The organism is Microbulbifer maximicatervae (SeqCode) (genome assembly GCF_052466985.1).
Genome location: NZ_CP174298.1, coordinates 2624150 through 2645708 on the forward strand (window position 1 = coordinate 2624150; position 21559 = coordinate 2645708).

Annotated in this window: 23 protein-coding genes; 12 read left to right on the plus strand and 11 right to left on the minus strand. The window is 45.0% G+C overall.

What is annotated here, in order from left to right; genetic code table 11:
- Window positions 1-290 precede the first annotated feature (290 nt).
- The gene (locus tag ACJJI3_RS11575; protein WP_444942530.1) at window positions 291-947 is read right to left on the minus strand and encodes a class I SAM-dependent methyltransferase; all 657 of its coding nucleotides are present in this window, start codon (window positions 945-947) and stop codon (window positions 291-293) included.
- Window positions 948-1292: 345 nt separating this feature from the next.
- Entirely contained in the window at window positions 1293-1688 is a 396-nt protein-coding gene (locus ACJJI3_RS11580; protein WP_444935112.1) for a DUF4345 family protein, read from the minus strand.
- 59 nt (window positions 1689-1747) lie between these two features.
- Between ACJJI3_RS11580 and ACJJI3_RS11585 the strand changes: the two genes are divergently transcribed.
- Entirely contained in the window at window positions 1748-2515 is a 768-nt protein-coding gene (locus ACJJI3_RS11585) for a helix-turn-helix transcriptional regulator (RefSeq protein ID WP_444939801.1), read from the plus strand.
- 1226 nt (window positions 2516-3741) lie between these two features.
- Complete coding sequence (locus ACJJI3_RS11590) at window positions 3742-4059, plus strand: cupin domain-containing protein (RefSeq protein ID WP_444939802.1); 318 nt, start codon at window positions 3742-3744, stop codon at window positions 4057-4059.
- 192 nt (window positions 4060-4251) lie between these two features.
- On the opposite strand, the gene ACJJI3_RS11595 is transcribed toward ACJJI3_RS11590, so the two are convergent.
- Window positions 4252-4800, minus strand: coding sequence for a cysteine hydrolase family protein (locus tag ACJJI3_RS11595; protein ID WP_444939803.1), 549 nt, complete (start codon window positions 4798-4800; stop codon window positions 4252-4254).
- A 113-nt stretch (window positions 4801-4913) separates the two neighbouring features.
- Here ACJJI3_RS11595 and ACJJI3_RS11600 point away from each other — a divergent pair, with 113 nt between their 5' ends.
- The 7 genes from ACJJI3_RS11600 to ACJJI3_RS11630 all read left to right on the plus strand — a co-directional run bounded on the left by ACJJI3_RS11600 (window position 4914) and on the right by ACJJI3_RS11630 (window position 11349).
- Window positions 4914-5276, plus strand: a complete 363-nt coding sequence (locus ACJJI3_RS11600; RefSeq protein ID WP_444939804.1) for a type 1 glutamine amidotransferase family protein — start codon at window positions 4914-4916, stop codon at window positions 5274-5276.
- 120 nt (window positions 5277-5396) lie between these two features.
- The gene (locus ACJJI3_RS11605) at window positions 5397-5870 is read left to right on the plus strand and encodes a GlxA family transcriptional regulator (RefSeq protein WP_444939805.1); all 474 of its coding nucleotides are present in this window, start codon (window positions 5397-5399) and stop codon (window positions 5868-5870) included.
- A 172-nt stretch (window positions 5871-6042) separates the two neighbouring features.
- On the plus strand, window positions 6043-6402 hold the full coding sequence (locus ACJJI3_RS11610) for a hypothetical protein (protein WP_444939806.1): 360 nt from the start codon (window positions 6043-6045) through the stop codon (window positions 6400-6402).
- Window positions 6403-6464: 62 nt separating this feature from the next.
- Entirely contained in the window at window positions 6465-6842 is a 378-nt protein-coding gene (locus ACJJI3_RS11615) for a biotin/lipoyl attachment domain-containing protein (protein WP_444939807.1), read from the plus strand.
- Window positions 6843-7305: 463 nt separating this feature from the next.
- A complete protein-coding gene (locus tag ACJJI3_RS11620) occupies window positions 7306-8325 on the plus strand; it encodes a cytochrome-c peroxidase (protein WP_444939808.1) in 1020 nt (339 codons plus the stop codon).
- A gap of 546 nt (window positions 8326-8871) precedes the next feature.
- A complete protein-coding gene (locus tag ACJJI3_RS11625) occupies window positions 8872-10038 on the plus strand; it encodes a patatin-like phospholipase family protein (RefSeq protein WP_444939809.1) in 1167 nt (388 codons plus the stop codon).
- A gap of 204 nt (window positions 10039-10242) precedes the next feature.
- Window positions 10243-11349, plus strand: a complete 1107-nt coding sequence (locus ACJJI3_RS11630) for an acyltransferase family protein (protein ID WP_444939810.1) — start codon at window positions 10243-10245, stop codon at window positions 11347-11349.
- A gap of 97 nt (window positions 11350-11446) precedes the next feature.
- Here the strand turns inward: ACJJI3_RS11630 and ACJJI3_RS11635 are convergent, their stop codons facing one another.
- Complete coding sequence (locus ACJJI3_RS11635) at window positions 11447-12067, minus strand: LysE/ArgO family amino acid transporter (RefSeq protein WP_282933969.1); 621 nt, start codon at window positions 12065-12067, stop codon at window positions 11447-11449.
- Window positions 12068-12197: 130 nt separating this feature from the next.
- On the opposite strand from ACJJI3_RS11635, the gene ACJJI3_RS11640 reads away from it, so the two are divergent.
- Entirely contained in the window at window positions 12198-13100 is a 903-nt protein-coding gene (locus ACJJI3_RS11640) for a LysR family transcriptional regulator ArgP (protein ID WP_444892969.1), read from the plus strand.
- A gap of 8 nt (window positions 13101-13108) precedes the next feature.
- Here the strand turns inward: ACJJI3_RS11640 and ACJJI3_RS11645 are convergent, their stop codons facing one another.
- Both ACJJI3_RS11645 and ACJJI3_RS11650 read right to left on the minus strand, forming a co-directional pair.
- Window positions 13109-13990 (minus strand): nucleoside deaminase, encoded by an 882-nt coding sequence (locus ACJJI3_RS11645; RefSeq protein ID WP_444939811.1) that lies wholly within the window; start codon window positions 13988-13990, stop codon window positions 13109-13111.
- Window positions 13981-14850, minus strand: coding sequence for a LysR family transcriptional regulator (locus ACJJI3_RS11650; protein WP_444939812.1), 870 nt, complete (start codon window positions 14848-14850; stop codon window positions 13981-13983). The genes ACJJI3_RS11645 and ACJJI3_RS11650 overlap by 10 nt, the downstream gene beginning before the upstream one ends.
- Window positions 14851-14940: 90 nt before the next feature.
- Between ACJJI3_RS11650 and ACJJI3_RS11655 the strand changes: the two genes are divergently transcribed.
- Entirely contained in the window at window positions 14941-15441 is a 501-nt protein-coding gene (locus ACJJI3_RS11655) for a lactoylglutathione lyase family protein (protein WP_444939813.1), read from the plus strand.
- A 100-nt stretch (window positions 15442-15541) separates the two neighbouring features.
- Here ACJJI3_RS11655 and ACJJI3_RS11660 read toward each other — a convergent pair whose 3' ends face one another.
- Window positions 15542-16747, minus strand: a complete 1206-nt coding sequence (locus ACJJI3_RS11660; RefSeq protein WP_444939814.1) for a multidrug effflux MFS transporter — start codon at window positions 16745-16747, stop codon at window positions 15542-15544.
- Window positions 16748-17027: 280 nt separating this feature from the next.
- Here ACJJI3_RS11660 and ACJJI3_RS11665 point away from each other — a divergent pair, with 280 nt between their 5' ends.
- Window positions 17028-18131 carry a glycosyltransferase family 25 protein gene (locus ACJJI3_RS11665; protein ID WP_444939815.1) on the plus strand — a complete coding sequence of 368 codons (1104 nt, stop codon included), beginning with the start codon at window positions 17028-17030 and terminating at the stop codon, window positions 18129-18131.
- 11 nt (window positions 18132-18142) lie between these two features.
- Here the strand turns inward: ACJJI3_RS11665 and ACJJI3_RS11670 are convergent, their stop codons facing one another.
- The 4 genes from ACJJI3_RS11670 to ACJJI3_RS11685 are packed head-to-tail and all read right to left on the minus strand — an operon-like array spanning window position 18143 to window position 21496.
- Window positions 18143-18580 carry an ion channel gene (locus ACJJI3_RS11670; RefSeq protein ID WP_192879377.1) on the minus strand — a complete coding sequence of 146 codons (438 nt, stop codon included), beginning with the start codon at window positions 18578-18580 and terminating at the stop codon, window positions 18143-18145.
- Window positions 18567-19022 carry a tRNA adenosine(34) deaminase TadA gene (gene tadA, locus ACJJI3_RS11675; protein ID WP_413664653.1) on the minus strand — a complete coding sequence of 152 codons (456 nt, stop codon included), beginning with the start codon at window positions 19020-19022 and terminating at the stop codon, window positions 18567-18569. The genes ACJJI3_RS11670 and tadA overlap by 14 nt, the downstream gene beginning before the upstream one ends.
- Before the next feature lie 36 nt (window positions 19023-19058).
- Window positions 19059-19862, minus strand: coding sequence for a putative RNA methyltransferase (locus tag ACJJI3_RS11680; RefSeq protein ID WP_444939816.1), 804 nt, complete (start codon window positions 19860-19862; stop codon window positions 19059-19061).
- Window positions 19859-21496 (minus strand): GMC family oxidoreductase, encoded by a 1638-nt coding sequence (locus ACJJI3_RS11685; protein WP_282933980.1) that lies wholly within the window; start codon window positions 21494-21496, stop codon window positions 19859-19861. Before ACJJI3_RS11685 ends, ACJJI3_RS11680 begins: the two co-directional genes overlap by 4 nt.
- Between the last annotated feature and the right edge of the window lie 63 nt (window positions 21497-21559).

Sequence of the window (21559 nt, forward strand, 5' to 3'; positions counted from 1 at the left end):
GCTCCCTAGCCTCCTCGGCTGAAGCACCGTTATAGCTGCAGGACTATGTAAGCGCCAAGGCTATACCCCCGGACTCTTAGTAGCCCTAACATTCGCTAGCGCTACCTGAACCGTTTGCTTCCGCAGTTTTGTAATCTCTGACAAATGACTGAGTATATGCAGCCACATACGCTAGATAGGGGAGTAATTACTAGAAGATAGGGAGTTAATTCAATCCAGAGCTTCTATTTAATCAGTCAAAATGAAAAGTGTTCTTCGGAAAGACACAATTTTCAAAGATTGGCAATTGCTTATGGATTCAGCTCACACACAATTATATTAATTTTCTTCTCCACAAGCTGCCCTGTATTACTTTCTCCATACTCACTATGCTTCCCGCGGGATACAACTTTAAATCCAGCGTCAGACAATTGAGCACAAATATCACCTTCATCAAACAGCCTGAATCCATATTGAGTGAACGGTAGATTTTGCATAAAAGATTTATCGCCAAAAGCCAGGCATAACTTTCCTTTAGGTGCTAGTACTCTGGAGATCTCTGCAAGATGAGTTTTTAGGGTGTCCCAAAAGTATATTGTGTGTACGGCTAGAACCTTATCGAACTGTTTATCGGCAAACGGCAGGCTTTCTGAGCTACCAACTAAAAAGTCTATTTGCCCCAACTCTATATATTCAAAATTTAGGCCCTTTGCGGTTGCAACCATTTCACTCGACCAATCAATGCCGGTATAGCGGACACAAGATCCCTTACGAATTACGTCGACTGCAAATTTTCCATTGCCCGGACCAATTTCTAGAACAGAATCACCATCTACCACATTGAGAGCTGTTAAAGCGGCAAGATTCGTTGCTTTATTCGCTTTGTTCATTTGCTGCGCGGTTTCTGAAGCCAATGTACCAGATGGTTTTCTAAGCTGCTCAGCAACGAGCTTTGGATCTTTTGACATTACTATTCCTTCAGCGTCAAAAATAAAGTACTAACCAGATAATTTATTCTTTAAATTAACCAATCACTTCCTAGTTAACCGTTTTGTTTTGAATACAGATGTAAAATACAACTTATTCTACCTACTATATTGCCCAATATCTATATTGATTATGTTAGGCAAAAAATAGGTACAGGCAGAATACCTATTAAGATATTCTGCCTGCGTATCTCAGCATTTCCTGCAATACAAATTACTTCAATATGAAAATTTGTTTTTTAAGTATCCCTCTCCAAAATAGATTGCAAATTAAGCAAACTAGAACTTGTTATCTTTAATTTGGTTAGATTGTACTTAAAACGATATTTAAACATCCACAGTATGTGCCATGAGCTTGCAAGCAATTATCATAATGACAGCAGCCACAATTGTTGGGACCACTGTAGGGATAAATTCTGGATAAGATCCATCAATAAAATAGCCTACTAATCGGCCAACCAGAACCAACATCAATGCAATAAATCCAACCATAATATAGTCCACGTTAGATCTTATCGCTCCAAGAAGAACCATTGCCCAAATTGCGATTGTTGTCCCACCCCAAAGAGAGCGAATACTCGATAGCCCACTCACAGAATCAATAGGTTCGATAAATGTGTGGGTCAGCATGACAGATGGACTGATCATAAGAACCAATCCAGTCCCCATAAAAAATAGCGCTAAGATACCTAAAATACACCGTCCAATAGTTGCCTTCGCCATATACCCAAAACCTCCAATCAATTTGTAATCATTCAATATCACCGAACGAGGTATAGGTTATGGATAAATATGACACTATATGGCATATTTTGATAACTATGCGCACATCTACCCTCTCACGAATAGATAGACTTGAAGTTATCACTGCCCGATTAAAGTCGGACGAATCCATCACGATTGGTGAAATTGCCAAGGAAGTGGGCGTTAGCATTCGGACGCTGAATCGAGATATAGAGGTGTTGAGAAGCCGAGGCTTGCCGATTGAAACGGACGTGGGGCGCGGTGGTGGAATCCGTTTGGACCAGCGCTGGGGCGTTGGTCGTGTCAACTTAAACTATACAGAGGCTGTTGACCTGATGATCAGTTTGGCTATTGCTGAACAGATGAAGTCCCCCCTCTTTATGGCACACCTAAGTAGCATCCGCCACAAAGTAATGGCTTCCTTTTCACCGTCCATGAAAAGTAAAGTGAATGGTATAAAGACACGTATCATCATCGGAAAATCGGCTTCCGAGGTTGTGCTCTCAAATTTCTTAACTCCAAAGCGTAAAACTGTCGAGAAACTCCACCAGGCTTTCTTAATGCTTCAACGCATAAAGATCACCTACTGTGACGAAAGCGGAAAAGAAACACTACGAACTATTGAACCCCATTACCTCTTTCTTAGTTATCCCGTATGGTACATCCTAGCCTGGGACAAGCTCCGTGAGGATATTCGGGTATTTCGCTGTGACAGGATTAGGAAAATTCAGGCTCTGAATGAAGACTTCAAGCTAATTCCACTTATTAAATTTAAAAATAAGAGAGATAAAATACCTCCATCTTAAGGTCATTTTGTTTAAACTTCATCGAAAACCACCTTAGAGCAGTATAAGTAATAAGCCTTATATTTAGCCAAGGGCGATAACAAATAAATTGTATACGTTACTATATGTACTGACGATACAAGTCCAAGAAATCCACAGAGTTGACCTGTTAATTTGACTTGTAGCGAGATACATATTTGCATAGCTCTATAAGTATGGCTAGGATGGCTGCCAACCATTAACTCCATCGCATAAAACAAAGAAGCCTCTTAATTTAGGTATAGGTACATGAGGATAGCCATTTGAATCCTAGGTCACTTTTCTTTTGGTTCTGCGGCTTATCGGCAATCATTATTCTTGGATTCACACCAAGTTATGTTATGGCATACCGAAACCTATCCACAATGCATCATATCCATGGAATAGTTTCCCTTCTATGGATTGGAATCATGTGCTTACAGTCTTATTTAATGCTCAAAGGGAGCACATCTCTTCATAAATATCTAGGTTGGCTGTCAGTTGTCGTTGCCACAATATTTATAGGCACTTCATACTGGGCATTTTTCAGCACTATTGAATCAACCTTAGAGAAGAGTGAAATATTTAAACTTGTATATTGGGTTGACTTATTCTTATTACCACTTTTTGTATTCTCTCTGTTATCTGGGTTCCAGCACCGAAAATCTCCCCAAAAGCATATGCTCTGCATGATGCTGAGCTTGGTAGCTATACTACCGCCGGGACTAGGAAGGCTTATCTACGGTTTATTTCTATTTCCCTTCAATGCTCCTATTAGGTATTTTTACGAGCCTATGATGCTAACCACTATAGGAATACTAATATACTTAGGAATTCGTGAGCAATGGAGATTTGGTCAAATAAAGGTGGCTCTTGGGGTAACGACATGCTCATTTATAACTTCCTATTGGGTAGTCAATATGGGATTTTTTGAGAGTGGAGTAAGATGGATTTTGCGCACTTAATGTTGACTCCATTTTGTTCCACTAACTATTTATCTCATTAAATATTGGGACATTATTGACGGCATGCTACTTCTTAATTAGACCAATAATTAGCACGCTATTCCCAAAATCCCATCCTTTCGCATACCAATAGAAAAGAACAGATCAAAAATCCAACTACAAAGATAATAAATATAGTCTTGGAACTATAAGGGCGGTGATTTACTCTACCTACAGGACCTTTAACCCAAAGCTATTTTATATGCACTCAACAAGGAAGCAGAGATGTCAGGCAGTTATCCAAGTAAAATTAAGGAATTACCTCTCTACGATGGTCGCTTTGATGCTTACAAGCTTAAGGCAGAAAACAGTGATGTTCTTTTCGCATCATATCCAGCTGGAACGTTCATTCCGCCCCATACTCATGACACAGATAATCATGGCGTTATCACAAAGGGGGAACTAATACTCACCATGAATGGTGCCACCCAACGGATTGGCATTGGACAGTGGTACCACGTACCGGCAAATGTGGAGCACTCTGCGACTTTTGAAGTCGAAACAGATGAAATTGAATTTTGGTTTAAGGATAAAACAAGCTAAATCTCTACACGCACATAAACTATGAGCTTTAATAGCCAAGTAGGCAACCTGTAGATACAGTGTCATTTATCATGAAATAAAGCTGTACATGCAGCTTGAAGAAGGACTTTAGGCTTATAAAGCCTAAAGTCCTAATCGATAAAGGTATAGCAGTATCACGTGTGGCTTAAAGCTAAGGTGCAGGCGAGTTAATTACTGCGTTAAGTATTCGTCAGCACTGATAACCTCTGCATAGGCAAATTGTAGTGCTGCCATATAAGCCGCATGTATATGTGCAGCGGGAACATCGACACCATTGAAGTACATGTCCCGACTGGCGCAGGCATCATGAATAACGGTATTTTCATATCCAAAGTCACTTGCCGCTCGGGTGATAGCATCGATACACATATGGCTCATCGCACCGACAATGACCAATTTATTAACACCTAGCTCATCCAAGTGCTTTTTAAGATCCGTACCTTTGAAGCTGTTAACTTCATTCTTGAGTACTACCGGCTCACCTTCAACAGGCAGAAGGCTTTTGTGTATTTTCGCACCCTCACTACCGGCAATAAAGAATGGAGCATCCTCACTGAGAAATTCATGGCGAACATGAATAACTGGCCATTGCTTTTTGCGAAATTCAGCCAGCACTTTTGCGACTTGGTCTGATGCTTGACCAATGCCTTCAAGAGTCCACTTTCCGCCTTCAAAGTAGTCGTTTTGCATATCGACGACGATTAGCGCTGTCTTGCTCATAAGATTGTCCTTTGGTTGTGTCTTTGGAATGTACAAGCGCATGTTAGGACGATGGCTAAGATACAGGCGTGGCAAGACCGACATAAAACGGGCAAGAACTGACAGGGGGGCTAGTGACCCAAACAATCCACATTGCAATACTGATGATCCCCGGAGCGGCTCAGTCGGCTACTTATGGCCTAATCGACCTGTTCCAAACCGCAAACCACATCTGTCAGGAGTCAATTCCAGAACCCAAGGCGCTATTTGAGGTATCACGGTGGCTAGTTAATGACGGAAAAGTCATACCCGAGAAAAAAGGGGTTGCTAAAGACCCAAATATCGTTATTGTACCGCCGGTACTGGAAGGTCAGGAGTACATGGAGCCACCGAAGGATGTCAGTACCTGGTTGTTAAAGCGGCACAAAGAGGGGGCCGTAACCTGTTCCGCTTGTGCTGGGGCTTTTATGTTGGCCGACGCAGGACTATTAGATTGACGCCAGGCGACCACTCACTGGCGACTGGCCGATGCCTTTAAGAAGAAGTTCCCGGATATAGAGCTGAATATCGATTCCATCCTGATTGCAGACCCGGATGTTGTCACCGCAGGAGGTGTAATGTCTTGGATTGACCTTGGGTTACATCTGGTTGGACGATACATGCCCCCCCATATAGTTATGGAGTTGGGACGTTTTCTGTTGGTGGATACGGGAACCCGTTACCAAAGTTATTACCGCAGTTTTCTACCTCCTGTAGATCATGGTGATAAAGCAATTTTAAAAGTACAACAGCAAATTCACCGGGATTATCAACAACCAATCTCTGTTGCAGAGATGGCTCAACTCGCCAATCTGGGCGAGCGCACCTTTCTAAGAAGATTTCAAAAGGTTACCGGCTATAGACCCGCCGAATATCTTCAACAGCAACGTCTGCAAAAGGCTCGCGAACTATTGGAAACGGTCACATTGCAAGTCGAACAGATCGCTTGGCAAGTGGGGTATGAGGATGTCAGCGCATTCCGGAAAATGTTCCACAAACAGACCGGACTCTCCCCTAGGGAGTATCGACAGAGATTTTCAGATGGCTCTTAAATGTAATTCTCAGGAAAGGTTGAGTCTTGTACGTTCCAAATGCCTTAACTCACTGAGAAGTGATTAATTCAACCATACAGCATCGAATTTAGAGGAATGTTTAAAACAATCGAAAAAAACTTGAATCTGTAATATCCTATCAACAAACACCCATTATTAAACATGAGTAAATATGACAGTTGGATACTCACTTGTAAATAATACAAAAAAAGAGCAGATCATATTCCTTCATTTACCCGTCAATACTATGGGTGAAATTCTTAGCAACCCCTTATCTGCTTATATAGTAAATTGGTACAAGGCTCAACATCACAATGATAACGTGGATTTTGTATCAGATACGTACGACGACTGGCCGTTTATCAACGGATCGCGAAGTGACCTTAAGCACTATAAAGAAGTGACAAATAAAGTTGTTGATTCTTTGATAGCTCAAGGAATCATTCTGGATAAAGGCATTGCTTGGAGAGATGATGATGATCCAGATACAGTATTCATCAGAGACCTTTCCCTTGTCAGTAGCCCTAAGTAATTCGACAAAGATAACTTTATCTCTTTAAAGCAAGATAGAATTATAAAGTAACTTAGAAAGACATGTGGAAATTTATACTTAATTATATAAATGGTGCTCTTGATATAAGCTCCATTGAAAGCGGCGAAAGAATATCCCCAAAGGAAGAACGCTTTCCAACAGACGGAATTGTACGCGCACCCTCTTTTGATTCGATTCCGCACAAACAAGAACCTTTGTCCGGCTCAGTCCGCCCAAAAGAACTTGGTGAGGTAGTAGAAGTCATGGTTGGTGTTGATTATCCAATTTACGGTGGACAAACGATACTCGTTGCCGATTTTGGAACTTACACAATTGAGCTGCCCAGCCCTTGCAGCGGAATAGTCGAAGAGATTCTTATTAAGCCCGGCAGCTTGATAGGTAGCGAAACGCCTCTATTTAGAATACGTAGACCAATATAAAAGTTAACCAGATATAACAATAAGATTAAAAGCTTCCTAAAACCTAAAGGTCCTACCTAAAAAATTAACCACATTCAGATAGTTAATGAGTCTTTAATCTTCGAGTAGATATTACACCACCAACCGGCTAGCAGAAATACGAATCATTTCCCTTTGGAGATATCGATAAGCATCCCCTAAACCCTACCCCTCCGCGCCATCTCAGAAATTGCCCTGCAATTTTTAAAGGTAAATAGCAAGACTTCAATCTCGCAAATCCAGTGCACTCAATGTATAGGCCGAGTTCTGAATAATATCTGAAAAAGTATTTTGTGAACGATTCTGGATATTCTAACAATACACGGCTTTTTTTGTTAAAACATGGTATCAGCTGAACGAGCTTCCCTATATAGTGGCGCCGCCTAACTTTGATTAAAAATAGGTTAGTTGTCATTGTTTTTTGAGATGTGGGAGAGATACCAAAGTGATTAAGAAAATTTTTTCGAAAAGAGATCTCAAGCTTCCAATCATTGGCGGCTTGATAGCGGCAGCAAGCTTGCTATCAACAACTGTATCGGCAACGGCCGAAGTTGATATAAGTCAATTACGTCAACAATCAAAAATTATGTTCGGCACTCTCTCAGAAACTATGCCAGGCAGTGAGAATGACACCCCAGCGATGGTTGAGCTTGGAAGAACACTGTTCATGGACGAACGGCTTTCAGTCAATGATAGCCAGTCCTGTAACAGCTGCCATCAAGTAGGGAACTACAACGGCTCGGGTGTCGACAATGAAGCGACATCACCGGGAGCTTTACCTGGCACCAAGGGTGATCGAAACTCTCCAACGGTCTGGAATTCCGGATTCCAGGTGGCTCAATTTTGGGATGGTCGCGCAGAGGACCTGAAGGAACAGGCCAAAGGTCCAATTCTAAACCCTGTAGAAATGGGAATGCCTTCAGAAGAGGCTGTTGAGGCAAAGATTTCAAAAATTGCCGAATATCAAGAAAGTTTCAAACACGCCTTTGGTAAAGAGAATGCTATCTCTTACGACAATATTGCTCAGGCCATAGCTGCGTTTGAGCGCACACTGATTACAAATGATCGTTTTGATGATTTTATAAATGGTGATGATCAGGCTATGACAAAAAGTGAGTTAAAGGGCCTGCAAACCTTTATCAACACTGGTTGTTCAGCATGCCACAATGGTGCAACCTTGGGTGGGAACATGTACCAGAAGATGGGGCTGGTCAACCAATATCCACACCAAGAAGATTTAGGTCGTTATAAAGTTACAGGCCTTGAAAACGATAAAATGATATTTAAAGTTCCAATGTTACGCGACGTAAGCAGAAGCGCTCCTTACTTTCACGACGGGCGTGTAGAAACCATTGAGCAGGCAATTTACGATATGGCTTGGTACCAATTGGGACAGAAATTGAGCACACAACAGGTAAGTGATATTGCAACTTTCCTAAACGCTTTAGAACATCAAGCTCATTAAACTATTTCCCACCCTTCGGGGTGGGCTTCTTTCGCTCTAATCAATTTTGGCTGAGCTCGCGGGTTTCCAGTCACTAGCTCATTGATAACTTGTAACCATTCAACCCTGCGGTTACTTTGTGTATATGACATAGCAGTCAGTAGACTAAACGGTTTCCTAGTTAACGACCAACTTATAATGTCTAGCGCTCCACCAATGCTTATATCAAGCCCGTAAAATAAAATTCGAAGGGAAATGTACAACCTTCAGCTACTAACTTGAGGGAGTTCCATTAAATTACTGTTCACTACCCGGGCATTCAGTCATCAGATTACTTTATGTGCTTTTGCTTTATAGATAGAGAAATTTTCCATAAGGGGCTAAGAGAATAGAAATTAAGAACTTCCCTCTTACCAATTAAAACCACTCACACTGCTTAACTCCTTATCTCCCCCCCAAAACAAGACAATAAAACAGCCTTAAGTAACTTTTAAATAACCCAAAGAAATAAAACTAATCTGCTTTGTCACACTCACTGTATTAAGAGTTTAGCGTTCAGGAAGATCAATGAGATTTCGGCTAGCGTCAGCCCTCACCATATTAGTTATCGTAGCGTTTTTAGGCTTGGTGTACGTCTACAATTATCGACTGACCCAAAGTATTCAGTATGATGCCCACCCTGTTGCTAAAGAGTTCATCAAAAGTAATGCTTCCCTTAAAGACAAAGATACTATCAACATCCTTATTATTGATGGCGGTGGAATACGTGGTTTGATACCACTCTATGTCATTCAACATATCGAAGAGCAGACCGGCAAGCCTATTGATGAATTGTTTGATGTTTTTAGTGGAGTATCCACTGGCGCTATCATCGCTACTGGTCTCAATGTGACTCAAAAATCATTTGACGATGATCATCCAGAGATTGAAAACCTTAAATCCCAAAGTGATAAAATTATTGATATTTATAAACAAGATAGCAGATACGTATTCTCCGTACCCTGGTATCACAAATTACTAACCTTTAATGGTTTTATCTCTCCTCGCTTTAGCGGTGAGCGTTTAAGCGAAACTATGGAAAAGCATTACACTGAAAAATTGAAGTTTACGAGCTTGAAGAACTACGTAATCATCCCTTCTCTCAATATTCATATGGGCCAGCTTCAACTATTCAAAAACCGTGGTGAAGCCGTCAGTAAACTACCCACAGACACACTGTATCAACTTGTAACAGCGGCAACTAGCGCGGAAACCCTATACCCACCTGTCGAGTTCGTAACTACTGGACGGGACATTCATCAGCGCTATTATGCCGACGCTGGTATATACGCAAATAATCCAGCCAGTATTGTTTTACGCGAAATTATTAGAGAGTTCCCTGAAAAAAACTACTATGTGCTGATTCTCGGGGCCGGTACGTCTCCACTAAGTACAATGGAAGCTAACTACAGAAACTTAAAAAACTGGGGCAGGATTAATTGGGTGAAAGACCTTATATCTAATGTACAGAGATCCATGGATGATCAACAAGTATACACCTTGGAAATCGCACAATCCCTTAGCCCTAAAGGGACAATAAAATATAACTACTTAAATGTAGATCTTGTTAATCCATATGTTGATCCATTTGACTACACAGCAAGTAAGAATCTGAAAGTTCTAGCAGATAGGCTTCTTGAGGAAAATAAAACGGAGGTTGATCAGGTAGTAAACATCCTCAAGGACAAAGGGTAACTATAACGCTGGAGAATACTCTACCTGATCAGTTGAACTTGCCTTTCAGTGTTACCTTGGATGAGAAGCCATAGTGGGTTTGCATGCATTAAAGCCAGAAGATTTGAATTGAATCACACTGAATACAGATAGTGTGTTCAACTAAGGCAAGGTAAGATCATACCCATACCTTCTTGGATTGACCATGGATATAGGTCGTTAGCAATGAACACACGCCTTCTTAATCTCGATGTACTACGGGGGCTTGCTGCAACTTTGGTTGTCTGGCAACACAGTAGTGAAGTCTTTATCCGCAACCCATCCATCGCCCAGCACAGCTCGGCACTGGCTGAATTTATCAGTCAACTGGATTTTGGCAGGATAGGTGTACTTTGCTTTTTCCTAATATCCGGCTTTGTCATTCCCCACAGTCTTCTTGCATCTAACCGTACTCTCAAAAGCTTTGCTATCCGTCGCTTCTTCCGCTTGTATCCCGCTTACTGGTTATCTCTAACTGCAATTATCGGACTTACATGGTTACTCGCTGACCGAACATTCTCTGCATCTACCATTCTTGCCAATACCACAATGCTGCAAGGGCTTATGGGGTTTGAAAGTGTTCAGATTCTATATTGGACTCTCACTGCAGAGCTGCTTTTTTACTGTCTCTGCGCACTGATGTTCACTCTTCGACTACTAGGGAATCCCAGATATCTACTCTTAGTGTGCTGGGGGGCACTATCGGTATTTGTCAGCATGCAACTTTTAGAGCAATCATCCACTCCAATTTCCCAGCTTCCCGCCATCACTACTTACCTCCCCTTTGCTATCGCAGTTATGTTCTGCGGAACCCTACTCAGGTATTGCTACGAAACAAGGCGCGGTTATCGTTATATGCTTTGGGGCCTGGTTTCGACTTTCTCGATACCACTACTCGTTTTGGCCATGCACTTATTAGGTAGGTCGATCAGCGAAACTCCCCTCCGCTTTGTATCATCTCATTTCATCGCTTTAGCTATCTTCCTCGTTTTTGTATTACTTCCACCTAAGCCAATACGACATTTAGCCGCTTTGGGGACTATCAGCTATTCCATTTACCTGTTTCATTTAATCGTTGTCTTTCTCGTCAGCTGGGCCATAAGCCAACCTTGGGGACAAGGGCTTTCAAGTATTTCTCTATCCACGTTACTTGTGGCAGTAACACTACTTAGCTTCGCTTTGGCGGCAGCCATTTATTGGTTGGTGGAGAGGCCCTGCATGCAATTTGGGCGATTTTTGAGCGATCGAAACGACGGGTTAAACAGGTCAGGGGAAATGTTAAGGGGGAGTTAGTGTGGAAAACTATCGGAATAAGTTAGGGGCCTGGAAGCAAAAAAATAGCCGTAGACTTATTAGTCTACAGCTATTTTTAGCAGCCATTATTGAGTGTCTACTGCGCCCACAACAAGCTGATAGCAATAGTCCACATCATAATGCCCACCAGTACATCGAGTACCTGCCAGGTTCTGGGGTTCTTAAATAGCGGCTGCATCATGCTGCCACCCACTGAAAGAAGAGTGAACCATAACAGGGATGCACTACATGCCCCCAGCACAAAAAACCAGGTTCCATTGCCAGCATACTGCGCCCCTACAGAGCCAATCAGTACAACCGTGTCCACATACGCGTGTGGATTAAGCAGGGTTAAGGCTACTGCGGTAATCAAGGCAGAGCGGCGGGATTTCATCCACTCTTTTTGCTCTCCAAGACCTTTGTTAGTGAAGGCCGAACGGAAAGCCATGGCACCGTAGGAGAACAGGAAAGCAGCACCGAGCCAGGTCAGCCAGATCATCCAGTCGCCACCCGCTTGTGCGAGATTTGCAACCAGGAACACACCACCTGTAATCAAGGCAATATCCATCAGTACGCATAAAGCCGCGATACTAAAGTGATATTGTCGACGGATACTCTGCGTCAGCAGAAACGCATTCTGCGCTCCGATCGCCATAATCAAACTGATGGTAGTCAAAAAACCTTTTGCGAGCGGCGCCAGCAACAACCCTGAAAACACGATGCCTCCTGTGTTTCATTCTCTAATTTGGAAGTGCCCGCAGGGCTGCGGGCCTGAATAGTGGCGCGAGATTAAGAGTCAAACTAGAATAAGTAAACTTAATTATACTGATCCCTCATAAGAAATTCTTATGCTAGACCTAAAGCAACTCCAAGCCTTTGCCTTTGTCGTAGAGGAGCGCAGTTTTGACAAGGCTGCCGCCCTACTCCATGTCAGCCAGTCTGCGATTTCCCAACGAATCAAAGCCTTAGAAAGCCAGGTTGGCCAAGCCCTATTGATACGCTCCAACCCTTTGCGGCCCACTGAAGCCGGCCTCAAAGTGCTGGGGTACTACCAGCAAATGCACTTGTTACAGCAAGAGCTTCTCACTGATATCGATCCAGAGGGAGGCAAGACCCGCTATAGCAACCAGAATAAGGTTCGTATCGCACTGAATGCAGATAGTTTGGATACCTGGTTCCTAGCCGCCATCACACCATTGATTCGATCCCAGCAGTTGCTCGTGGATCTAAAGGTTGACGATCAGGACGCTACCCATGAACTGCTGAAGAATGGTGAAGTCATTGGCTGTATCAGTTCAACAACCAGTAACCTCCAGGGCTGCCAATCAGTACTGCTCGGTCATATGGCCTATTACCCGGTATGCACCAAGGCTTTTAAGAAGAAGTTTTTTTCAGACCCGATTAAAGTTGAAGAGCTCCACTACGCTCCCACAGTGGAGTTCAACTATAAGGATCAATTGCAGAGTCGTTACCTTAAACAGTTTTGGGGAGTGGAGACCGGTCAGTACCCATCTCATGAAATCCCCTCTTCAAAGAGCTTCCTCAGTTTCTTAACTCTGGGGCTGGGTTGGGGAATGGCGCCAGATATTCAGATCGCGAGCCTGCTAAAAAGTGGAAAGTTGGTAAAACTCGCTGAAGACCAGTACTTGAAGATTCCTCTTTACTGGCATGTTTGGAATTTAAAATCGAAATTGATTAAAGAGATCACTATCAACCTCACAGAGCATGCTCGAAAAGCACTAAACCAATAGTCGAATAGTTAGTGATGGTGATGGTGCGACTGCCAGGATGGACAGTAATCCAGCTGCAGTTCACCATTTTCCAGCTGTTTTAGGGTTGAAAGTGCTTGGCGATATATATACCGATTTTCCTTATGCCTAATATCCAGATTTTTGAAGTTCCGAAAAGCTCCCTGATAAATTTCTTTAGCATCGTCACTCAATAGGAAGCTAACAATATAGTCTCCGTGTAGTAATTCATAATTAAAGTAAGCCCCATCCAGCTTCTCTTTCTGTAAAAGCTTCGATGGTTCTGAAGTTATACGGCGAGTGTAATAATTTCCCGGTTTATCTACGATACACTGAGAATGTTCATAGCCACAATTTTTGTCAAAGCTTTGCTTAAGTCGTTCGATGCTTTGACCATAGTCTGGATCAGTTTGCCCGTATACAACACCTGAAACGCCCAAAAAAATCATCATTCCGCTACACATCATACAGGGCTCTAAAGATGTGTAGATCGTAACATTGGCCTTGGTCAAATATTGGCTTTTTTCTCCGAGACATTTCTCTGATAAACACTGCTGCATTAAACGCACTTCAGCGTGTTGAGTTTTGTCATCGCAACGCAAAACTGAATTTAGTTGGGCCCCGACTATCTTCCTGGCATCATTATCAAATAAAACCGCACCAATATTATGGCCTCTTTTATTTTTATCAGTAGGTCTGACCCAGTCCTGGAATACTATAGAATAAGCCAACAACATCAGTATCTTATCTTGCTCATCCTTAGCACTCTCAGCTTTAGCTATTCCCACAAGAGAAAGTTGTGATAGAGCCAAAAATAGCAGGAAGCGAAACAACCCGGTATTTTTACCAAAACTGTTCAGCTTTTTGATACTTAGGAGCCCGATTACAGCCATTTCTCCATTTCACCAATAATAAACCTGACTCTGGCGGGTACAAGTTGAGTGCGCCTAAGCGCCAAATACAGTGTCTCACTAACGGGATTTTCAAGGCTATGTGCCTTAATCAATTTCGGCTTTCGAAATGCACTTACCGCATAGGCGGGTAAAACTGTGAAACCCAATCCCATACTAACGGGCTCCAGTATTAAGCTGATCTGGTTGGAAAACCCTTTTTGTTGAAAAGCTTCAAGACTTCTAAATTGTGGGAAGTTCGCTCCCAATAATAGACTCGCATGGTGTATACCGTCTGGATGGCCTATGTACCCCAGCGCTAAAAGCGACTCCCAATCAGGGGTTTTCACTTCAGACGGCGTCACTAGCAATAACCTTTCACTGGCGATCGGCCGACTGTCAATCTCCTCTGCTTGTGGCGGGCTGGTCATTAATCCAATATCAGCACCGTTTTCCGCAATGGCCTTCTCTACATCCAGGTTGGGTGCGAAACGGCAGCTAATCGATAAACCCTGGTGGATTTTCTGCAGGGACAACAACTTGGGGTAGAGCTTCAGCCCCACACTCCCGGGGCACATCACTCGCACATCCCCATGGTGGGGAGGGTCTTCACCAACAATTTGCCCCAGCCTGGAAAGCTTCTGAATAATCCCCTGCCCTTCCCGGTAGAGCCGATCACCAGCATCCGTGAGAGTGAAGTGTTTACCCTGCCTGACTAACAGAGCGACACCTAAGTGCTCCTCTAACTTGCGTATATGCTGACTGACCCCAGACTGAGTCATATGCAAGCGATCCGCCGTACGAGTGAAGTGCCCCTCTTCAGCTAAAGTACAGAAGCTTCTTAACCACACTGGATTTATCATTACGAATGCTACTTAAAAATATTACAAATGATAATTATACGTAATGAATCAGAAGCTGTAACTTAACCGCATTCAACAAAGGAGACAGCTATGAGTAACGCATACCCGAGAACCTTTTCTCATATCGGTATTTCAGTGCCAAACCTTGAAGAAGCTGTGAAGTTTTACACCGAGGTACTTGGTTGGTACCTGATTATGAAGCCCACAGATATCACCGAGGACAAAAGTGCTATCGGTGAAATGTGCACCGACGTATTTGGCCCCAATTGGGGTAGTTTCCGCATCGCCCACATGTCGACAGGGGATCGGATTGGCGTAGAGCTATTCCAGTTTAGCAATCAGGAAAACCCAGAAGATAACTTTGAATACTGGAAAACCGGGATCTTTCACTTCTGCGTGCAAGACCCCAACCTGGAAGAACTGGCGGATAAGATTGTGGCGGCCGGTGGTAAAAAACGTATGCCGGAGCCCCGTTATTACTACCCCGGTGAAAAGCCTTATCGTATGATTTATATGGAAGATCCTTTTGGCAACATTCTGGAAATTTACAGCCACAGCTATGAGCTGATCTACAGTGCTGGTGCCTACTAATCTTAAGCACTCAAGAATTCACTCAGCATCACTCTAGCGATGCTGAGTGAAATGCCGGCACAGAGTTATTCAGAGGCTCCCTAATTTATTTTGGTATTACTCAATCACTCTGGTCTGCTGTGATGCTGACTACATTACGCAAAACCAACCAGGAAACCACAAAGGCCAAAATTCCACACACCGCAATTACCCCAGCAAGCGACCCTGGTGTTCCATTAAAAACCAAACTGGTTATCAGGATAGCTACAGCCCCGATTGACAACTGCATAGTACCAGCCAGGGCAGAAGCCGTTCCCGCTATAGGGCCATGTCTTTCCATGGAAAGAATAAATGCCGTCGGAAGAACCAAACCGAGAAACATATTGCATACGATAAGCATGCATATCAGTAGTACGAGATGATCAAAACCGGCCTCTATCACTAAATACATAGTCACCGAGCTTATTACAAATCCAACTACACCCCACTTCACCAGCTTCACCATCCCTAAACGGGCACCGAAATTTGCCGAAAATTGACTCGACAGGAAGAAACTAAGCGCATTCAGAGCAAAAGCTAGGCTAAATTCGGTTGGGGTCAATCCGTAGTAATTCGCATATAAGAATGAAGCTGCCGCAAAAAAAGCAAGTACACTGGCGAAGCCAAACCCTCCTATACAAGTAAGCCCTATATAGATCGGGTCACGCAGTAATATTGAATAAGATTCAAGCAGCGCACCTATTTTAAATGGTATGCGCTTATTCACTGGTAAGGTTTCATGAAGGCTTGTAATAGCAAGTATCAGACTTAAAAAAGTAGCAATGGATATCCCCCAAAATATGCTGCGCCAGCCAAATGAAATTAATAGCAGACTACCAATTAATGGCGCCAACATAGGAGAAATTGAAAGGACAAGAATTGCTGTGGTAAGAAGGCGAGTTGCTTGAGTACCCGTATAAGAATCTCGAATTATTGCTCGGGGAATCGACATTACCGAGGCGGCACCCACCCCTTGTAGGAAGCGAAAGGCAATCAACCACTCGATAGTGGTTGCCAGGGCACAACAAATAGATGCGAAAGTAAAAACCAGCAAACCAAAATAGAGCGGCGGTTTGCGGCCAAACATATCGGAAGCGGGGCCATAAAAAATCTGACACACCCCGAACGCAATAAAATAAGCCATCAACGTATAGGACGCGACCTGGGTTGAAGTGTCGAGGGCCTTTGTCATGGCCGGTAATGCAGGCAGATACATATCAATGGCCATAGGACCCACAGAGCTCAAAAGCCCCAGGATCAACGCCATTTTTATAAAGCCTGAGTTCATCCACAGTCCTTATTGAGCCAACTCCACCTTGGCACCTCTACAAGACACCTCTCACAATTACTAAAAAGGGAGAAGGAAAGAATACACCGCGCTTGGGACCCTATAAGGCATGGATGCCGATTAGGAGCTTACAGGGATGTATTCACAGCGTGTCTCGAGAGCGGTGTATTCTTTCCTTCCACCCCAGTAGTAAGTTCCCTCATCCTTTTCGGACTGGCAGGTCAAACCTTAACCTTCAATCGTAGCAACTTAACTTAGGACCATAAGATCAGGGGAGTTAATGGCCCATGACGCTTCTATACCGTCTGCAGACGGTATAAATAAAGGTGTTTCAGCCCTGACCTCCAAGCGTCCAGGGGGCTCCTGTGGTGCACGGCTCTTCTTCAGCGCCTCTTGGTGGAAAAGCCCTGTCATTCTAGCAACTGTGGTAGCTCAGGAATTTTTGCCTGGCCTGCTGGCTGCTACCAGCCACAAGCCCAAGCGGAACCCGCTTTCCCCACCAACAAGACAACGTCGCCGCCTCCCTTTAAGCTCCAGACGCCCAATTACCCCGCGCGGCCGCCGTCAGCGACCCTATATCGCCAATACCCCCTGCTGGATTATCACTCTGCAACCAAACAGTGATGACGTTGACCTATTACTCAGCGCCGGGAAAATACAGCGACTGCATATCAACACAATTGAAGGGATTGATGGGCGCTCAGGCATTCCGGAACTGGAAGATGATGAGCATATCGCGAGTAACGTCACCCGGTGGCGCCACTTGTGCGAACTCAAAAGCTCCGAGATTGGATGCTATCTCGCCCACTTGAGAGCAATTCGCCGGGCATACCGCTCCGGCTTGGACCGGGTCTGTATTCTGGAAGATGATGTACAGTTAGAACCCTCATTTGGCCGCGTCTTAGCGGAGTTAGAGCAACTACCTGAAAATATCGAGATGATTAGACTGATGGGACTTAAGGTCCGCAAGCGAAAAGTCATGCAAACCTTGAATGATGGTGTTCATCAGTTAGTGCGACCAGAGCGGGGGTGGTGTGGGGCACAGGGATATCTGATTAACCGGCGCGGTATGGAGAAAGTCTTAAAATATGCCAGCCGTATTTTCGAACCTATCGACAAGGTATTCGATCACTTCTGGCAATTTGACCTAAAACTGTATGGCGTTGAGCCCCACCTTCTGTGGGAAAACGAACACATCTCCAATATTGTTAAATCCAATATCCACCGCACGAAAGTCGCCCGGTGGCTCTATTGGCTGCACCCTTTCGGAAAACTCTGGCGCAGTGTGGGCAGGCACTTTTATTTAAGGATCCACTCAAAAGAGTTCTATCCAGCAGAAAAACCCACACAGCGCACAGGGCGTACGGCGCGGATTAAACCTTAAGAACCCTATGATCAATTCTCCCAATAACGCTGCATTTTTAAAAACATAAAAGAAGCGGTCCAGGTAATCATCACCAGTCCCGTAAGGGCTTCAAGGCCAGCAGTAAAACGCAGATGCCCCAGGGGCTCAATATCACCAAAACCCAGTGAGGTATAAGTGGTGAATGAGAAATAGGCGCAGTCCAACAGGCTGCCATTAAAGTTGCCCACCAAAGTACCAAAATAAGGCGAATTCACCATAAAGTAGTAGCAGTAAGCAAACAGCCATATTTCAGCCACGTGGGCGATCAGAGCGCCAAACACCCCCAGGACAATCGCCAGGTTATGCTTGATCGGAATCCAGCGGCCAATCCGGGCAAGGGCACTCAATACTTCGTGGTGAATCAGGACGACGGTGGCGACAACTATTGAATTCACCACAAAAGCAAATGCCAGATCAGCGTCGATCATGAAAGAACTCGCGCACTAAATTGCTTGCCTCTTCCGCCATGACTCCCGACTCCACCGTAATCTTGTGATTGAAAAAGTTGGCTTGTGCCAATTCCAGCTGGCTCTCAACAACACCGGCCCGGGGTTCGGTAGCGCCGTATACCAGCCGCCCTACCCGCGCATGTACCATTGCGCCAAAGCACATAGTACAGGGCTCAATCGTCACATATAAAGTGGTGTTTGGCAGGCGGTAGTTTTGTTGTTTATCTGCCGCTTGCCGCAGGGCTACGATTTCCGCATGGGCACTGGGGTCACAATTCCCAATCGGGCGATTACTGCCCTCCCCTATGATTTTTCCATCCTGGACCAAAACCGCACCCACCGGTACTTCACCGCGCTCAGCAGCGAGTTGTGCAAGCTCCAGGGCTCGCCGCATAAATCCAAAGTCTCTGGGAGTCGCCATAACGCTGCTCTATTACTTCTACCTAGCAAATGCCTGTTATTTATGTTTAATAAAACGACGAATAACAAAGTCCGCCTCCAGCTCCAGGCTGTCGCGCTCTTCGAGTTTCTGCCGTTCTTCACGGTTGCCCTTCCAGGCAAAAGGCGTCATAGCGAGAAAATCTGCAATGGCCTGCTTGCCCTTCAATACGAAAGGGAAACAGCAACGCATATCGACTTCCGGGGTCAACTTCTCAATCACTTTGGGTGCGGGATGTTTACGCGGCTCTTTATAGAGGTACTTCTTTAGTGACCACAAGTGATCGGGGCCAGGGGATACGTCTACCAAATGGCCACCGGTTTTGATTACCCGTTCCATTTCATGATCGGGGGCTGGGGCAAAGATCTTCAGCAGGTTATCCACCGACTCCGAGACCACCGGCAAATTTACATTGCTGGCAACCACAAACTGAGCGCCACTGTCGCGCTTGGCCGCCATTCGCACGCCGGATTTTGAAATGTCGATACCGGCAAGGCCGTGACCATGCCAGCCAGCGGACTCAAGCTCCCGCAGGTAATACCCCTCACCACAACCGATATCCAGTAAACGGCGGCCAGGCTTGTAAGGCAAGAGTGCCGAGATACTATCAACCAGGGGCCGATAGTAACCGGCGTGAAGAAAGCGCCGCCGCGCGTGAAGCATCTCCGAAGAGTCACCGGGATCTTTGCGGCGCTTGCGATAAACGGGCAACAAATTGACGTAGCCCTCACGCGCGCGATCAAAACTATGTCGGTTGGTACAGTGCCAAGTATCTTTTCCTAAAGTTAAGGGGGCAGCACAAAGCGGGCATTGCCAAATCATTCAACTTCCTGAGTGTGTCTATTCTCTTTTACAAACGAGCGCGAAGACCGCTGCATAATCAAATCTGCCGCCTTCTCCGCAATAGCGATCACAGGCGCATTGGTATTGCCACTGATCAGGGTGGGCATTATGGAGGCGTCCACAACCCTCAGTCCATCCACACCGTGTACTTTTAGCTCGCTGTCCACTACAGCCAATTCATCACTCCCCATGCGACAGGTACCTATCGGATGGTAGATGGATTCTGCATGCTGGCGAATATAGTGGATGATTGACTCTCTATCACTCAACTTCTGCTCTGGACGCAAAGACTTTTTCTTGTAGCGACTCAGTTCCTCCTGGGCGAGGATATCCTGTGCCATTTCAAATGCCTCCACCATTACCTGCAGATCCTCGGGCTCACTCAGGTAGTTGGGTTCAATTCTGGGCAGTTTGCGTGGATCGGTGGAGTCCAAAGTGATCTCACCGCGACTCTTAGGCCTCAGGGCACAGGCGTGAAGGGAGTAACCGTAGCAGGTGCGCTTATTAAACCCATGCTGGAAAGTTGGAACTGCCGTCATGTGGAACTGAATATCCGGGTTACCCCCCGCCAGACTGGAACTGGCAAAGCCCCCTGCCTCGGCCACATTGCTGGTTAAGGGCCCTTTATTTAAAAAGATCAGTTCTGGCAGGCGCATTGCGGTGAGAAGCTTCGGCCACAGTGCCTCGGAAAAGCTAACCGCTTCAGAGGCTTCCACTACTTGTATGATATCCAGGTGGTCCTGTAGGTTTTTTCCAACACCGGGAAGGTGCGCTTGCGAAGTCACTCCAGATTTACGCAATTGGTCCTGATCTCCAATACCAGACAGCATTAATAGCTGTGGCGACTGGATAGCACCGGCACTTAAAATCACTTCCTTGTTCGCCAGGATTTTAGTGCCATCAAGCAATTCGACGCCGGTCGCTTTCTCTCCCCTGAGAATAATCCTCGCCACCTGGCTGTTGGTACGAACATGTAGGTTAGAGCGGCTGGAAACTGGGTGCAGATAAGCTGTAGCCGCAGAGCAGCGGCGTCCGCGCCGTTGGGTTACTTGGTAAAAACCCACGCCATTTTGCTGGCTGCCATTAAAATCATTATTCGGCCGGTGTCCCAGGGACTCAGCTGCGCGTAAAAAAGCATGGCCCGATCGGGTTTTCCACTTTAAATCCGAGACCGACAGAGGGCCGTAGCCACTGTGGTGCGCATCAGTACCCCGTTCATTGCCTTCCGACATTAAGAAGTAAGGCAACAAACCCTTCCAGCCCCAACCGGGATTACCCTCTGCTTCCCAGGCATCGTAGTCATCGCTATTACCACGGATATAAACCATGGCATTGATAGAGCTACTACCCCCAAGGGTCCTGCCCCTCGGCCAAAACAATTTCCTGTCATTCAGGTGCTTTTGTGGCGTGGTATGGTGGTGTAGGTTATAGCGAGTACCCGGCAGTAACTCGCCAATACCCACAGGGATGGAGATCAAGGGGCTCCGATCTTTAGGACCCGCCTCCAGAAGACAAACTCGATTCTGCTCTTCGGCACTGAGCCGATTTGCTAAAACACAACCGGCGGAGCCGGCACCTACGATCACATAATCAAAAATCATTTGAGTGGACATGGGACCTCAGCACCTTTGTAGCTGGATGGTCCACTGACGGTACACTCAAGCTGTGAATAATGA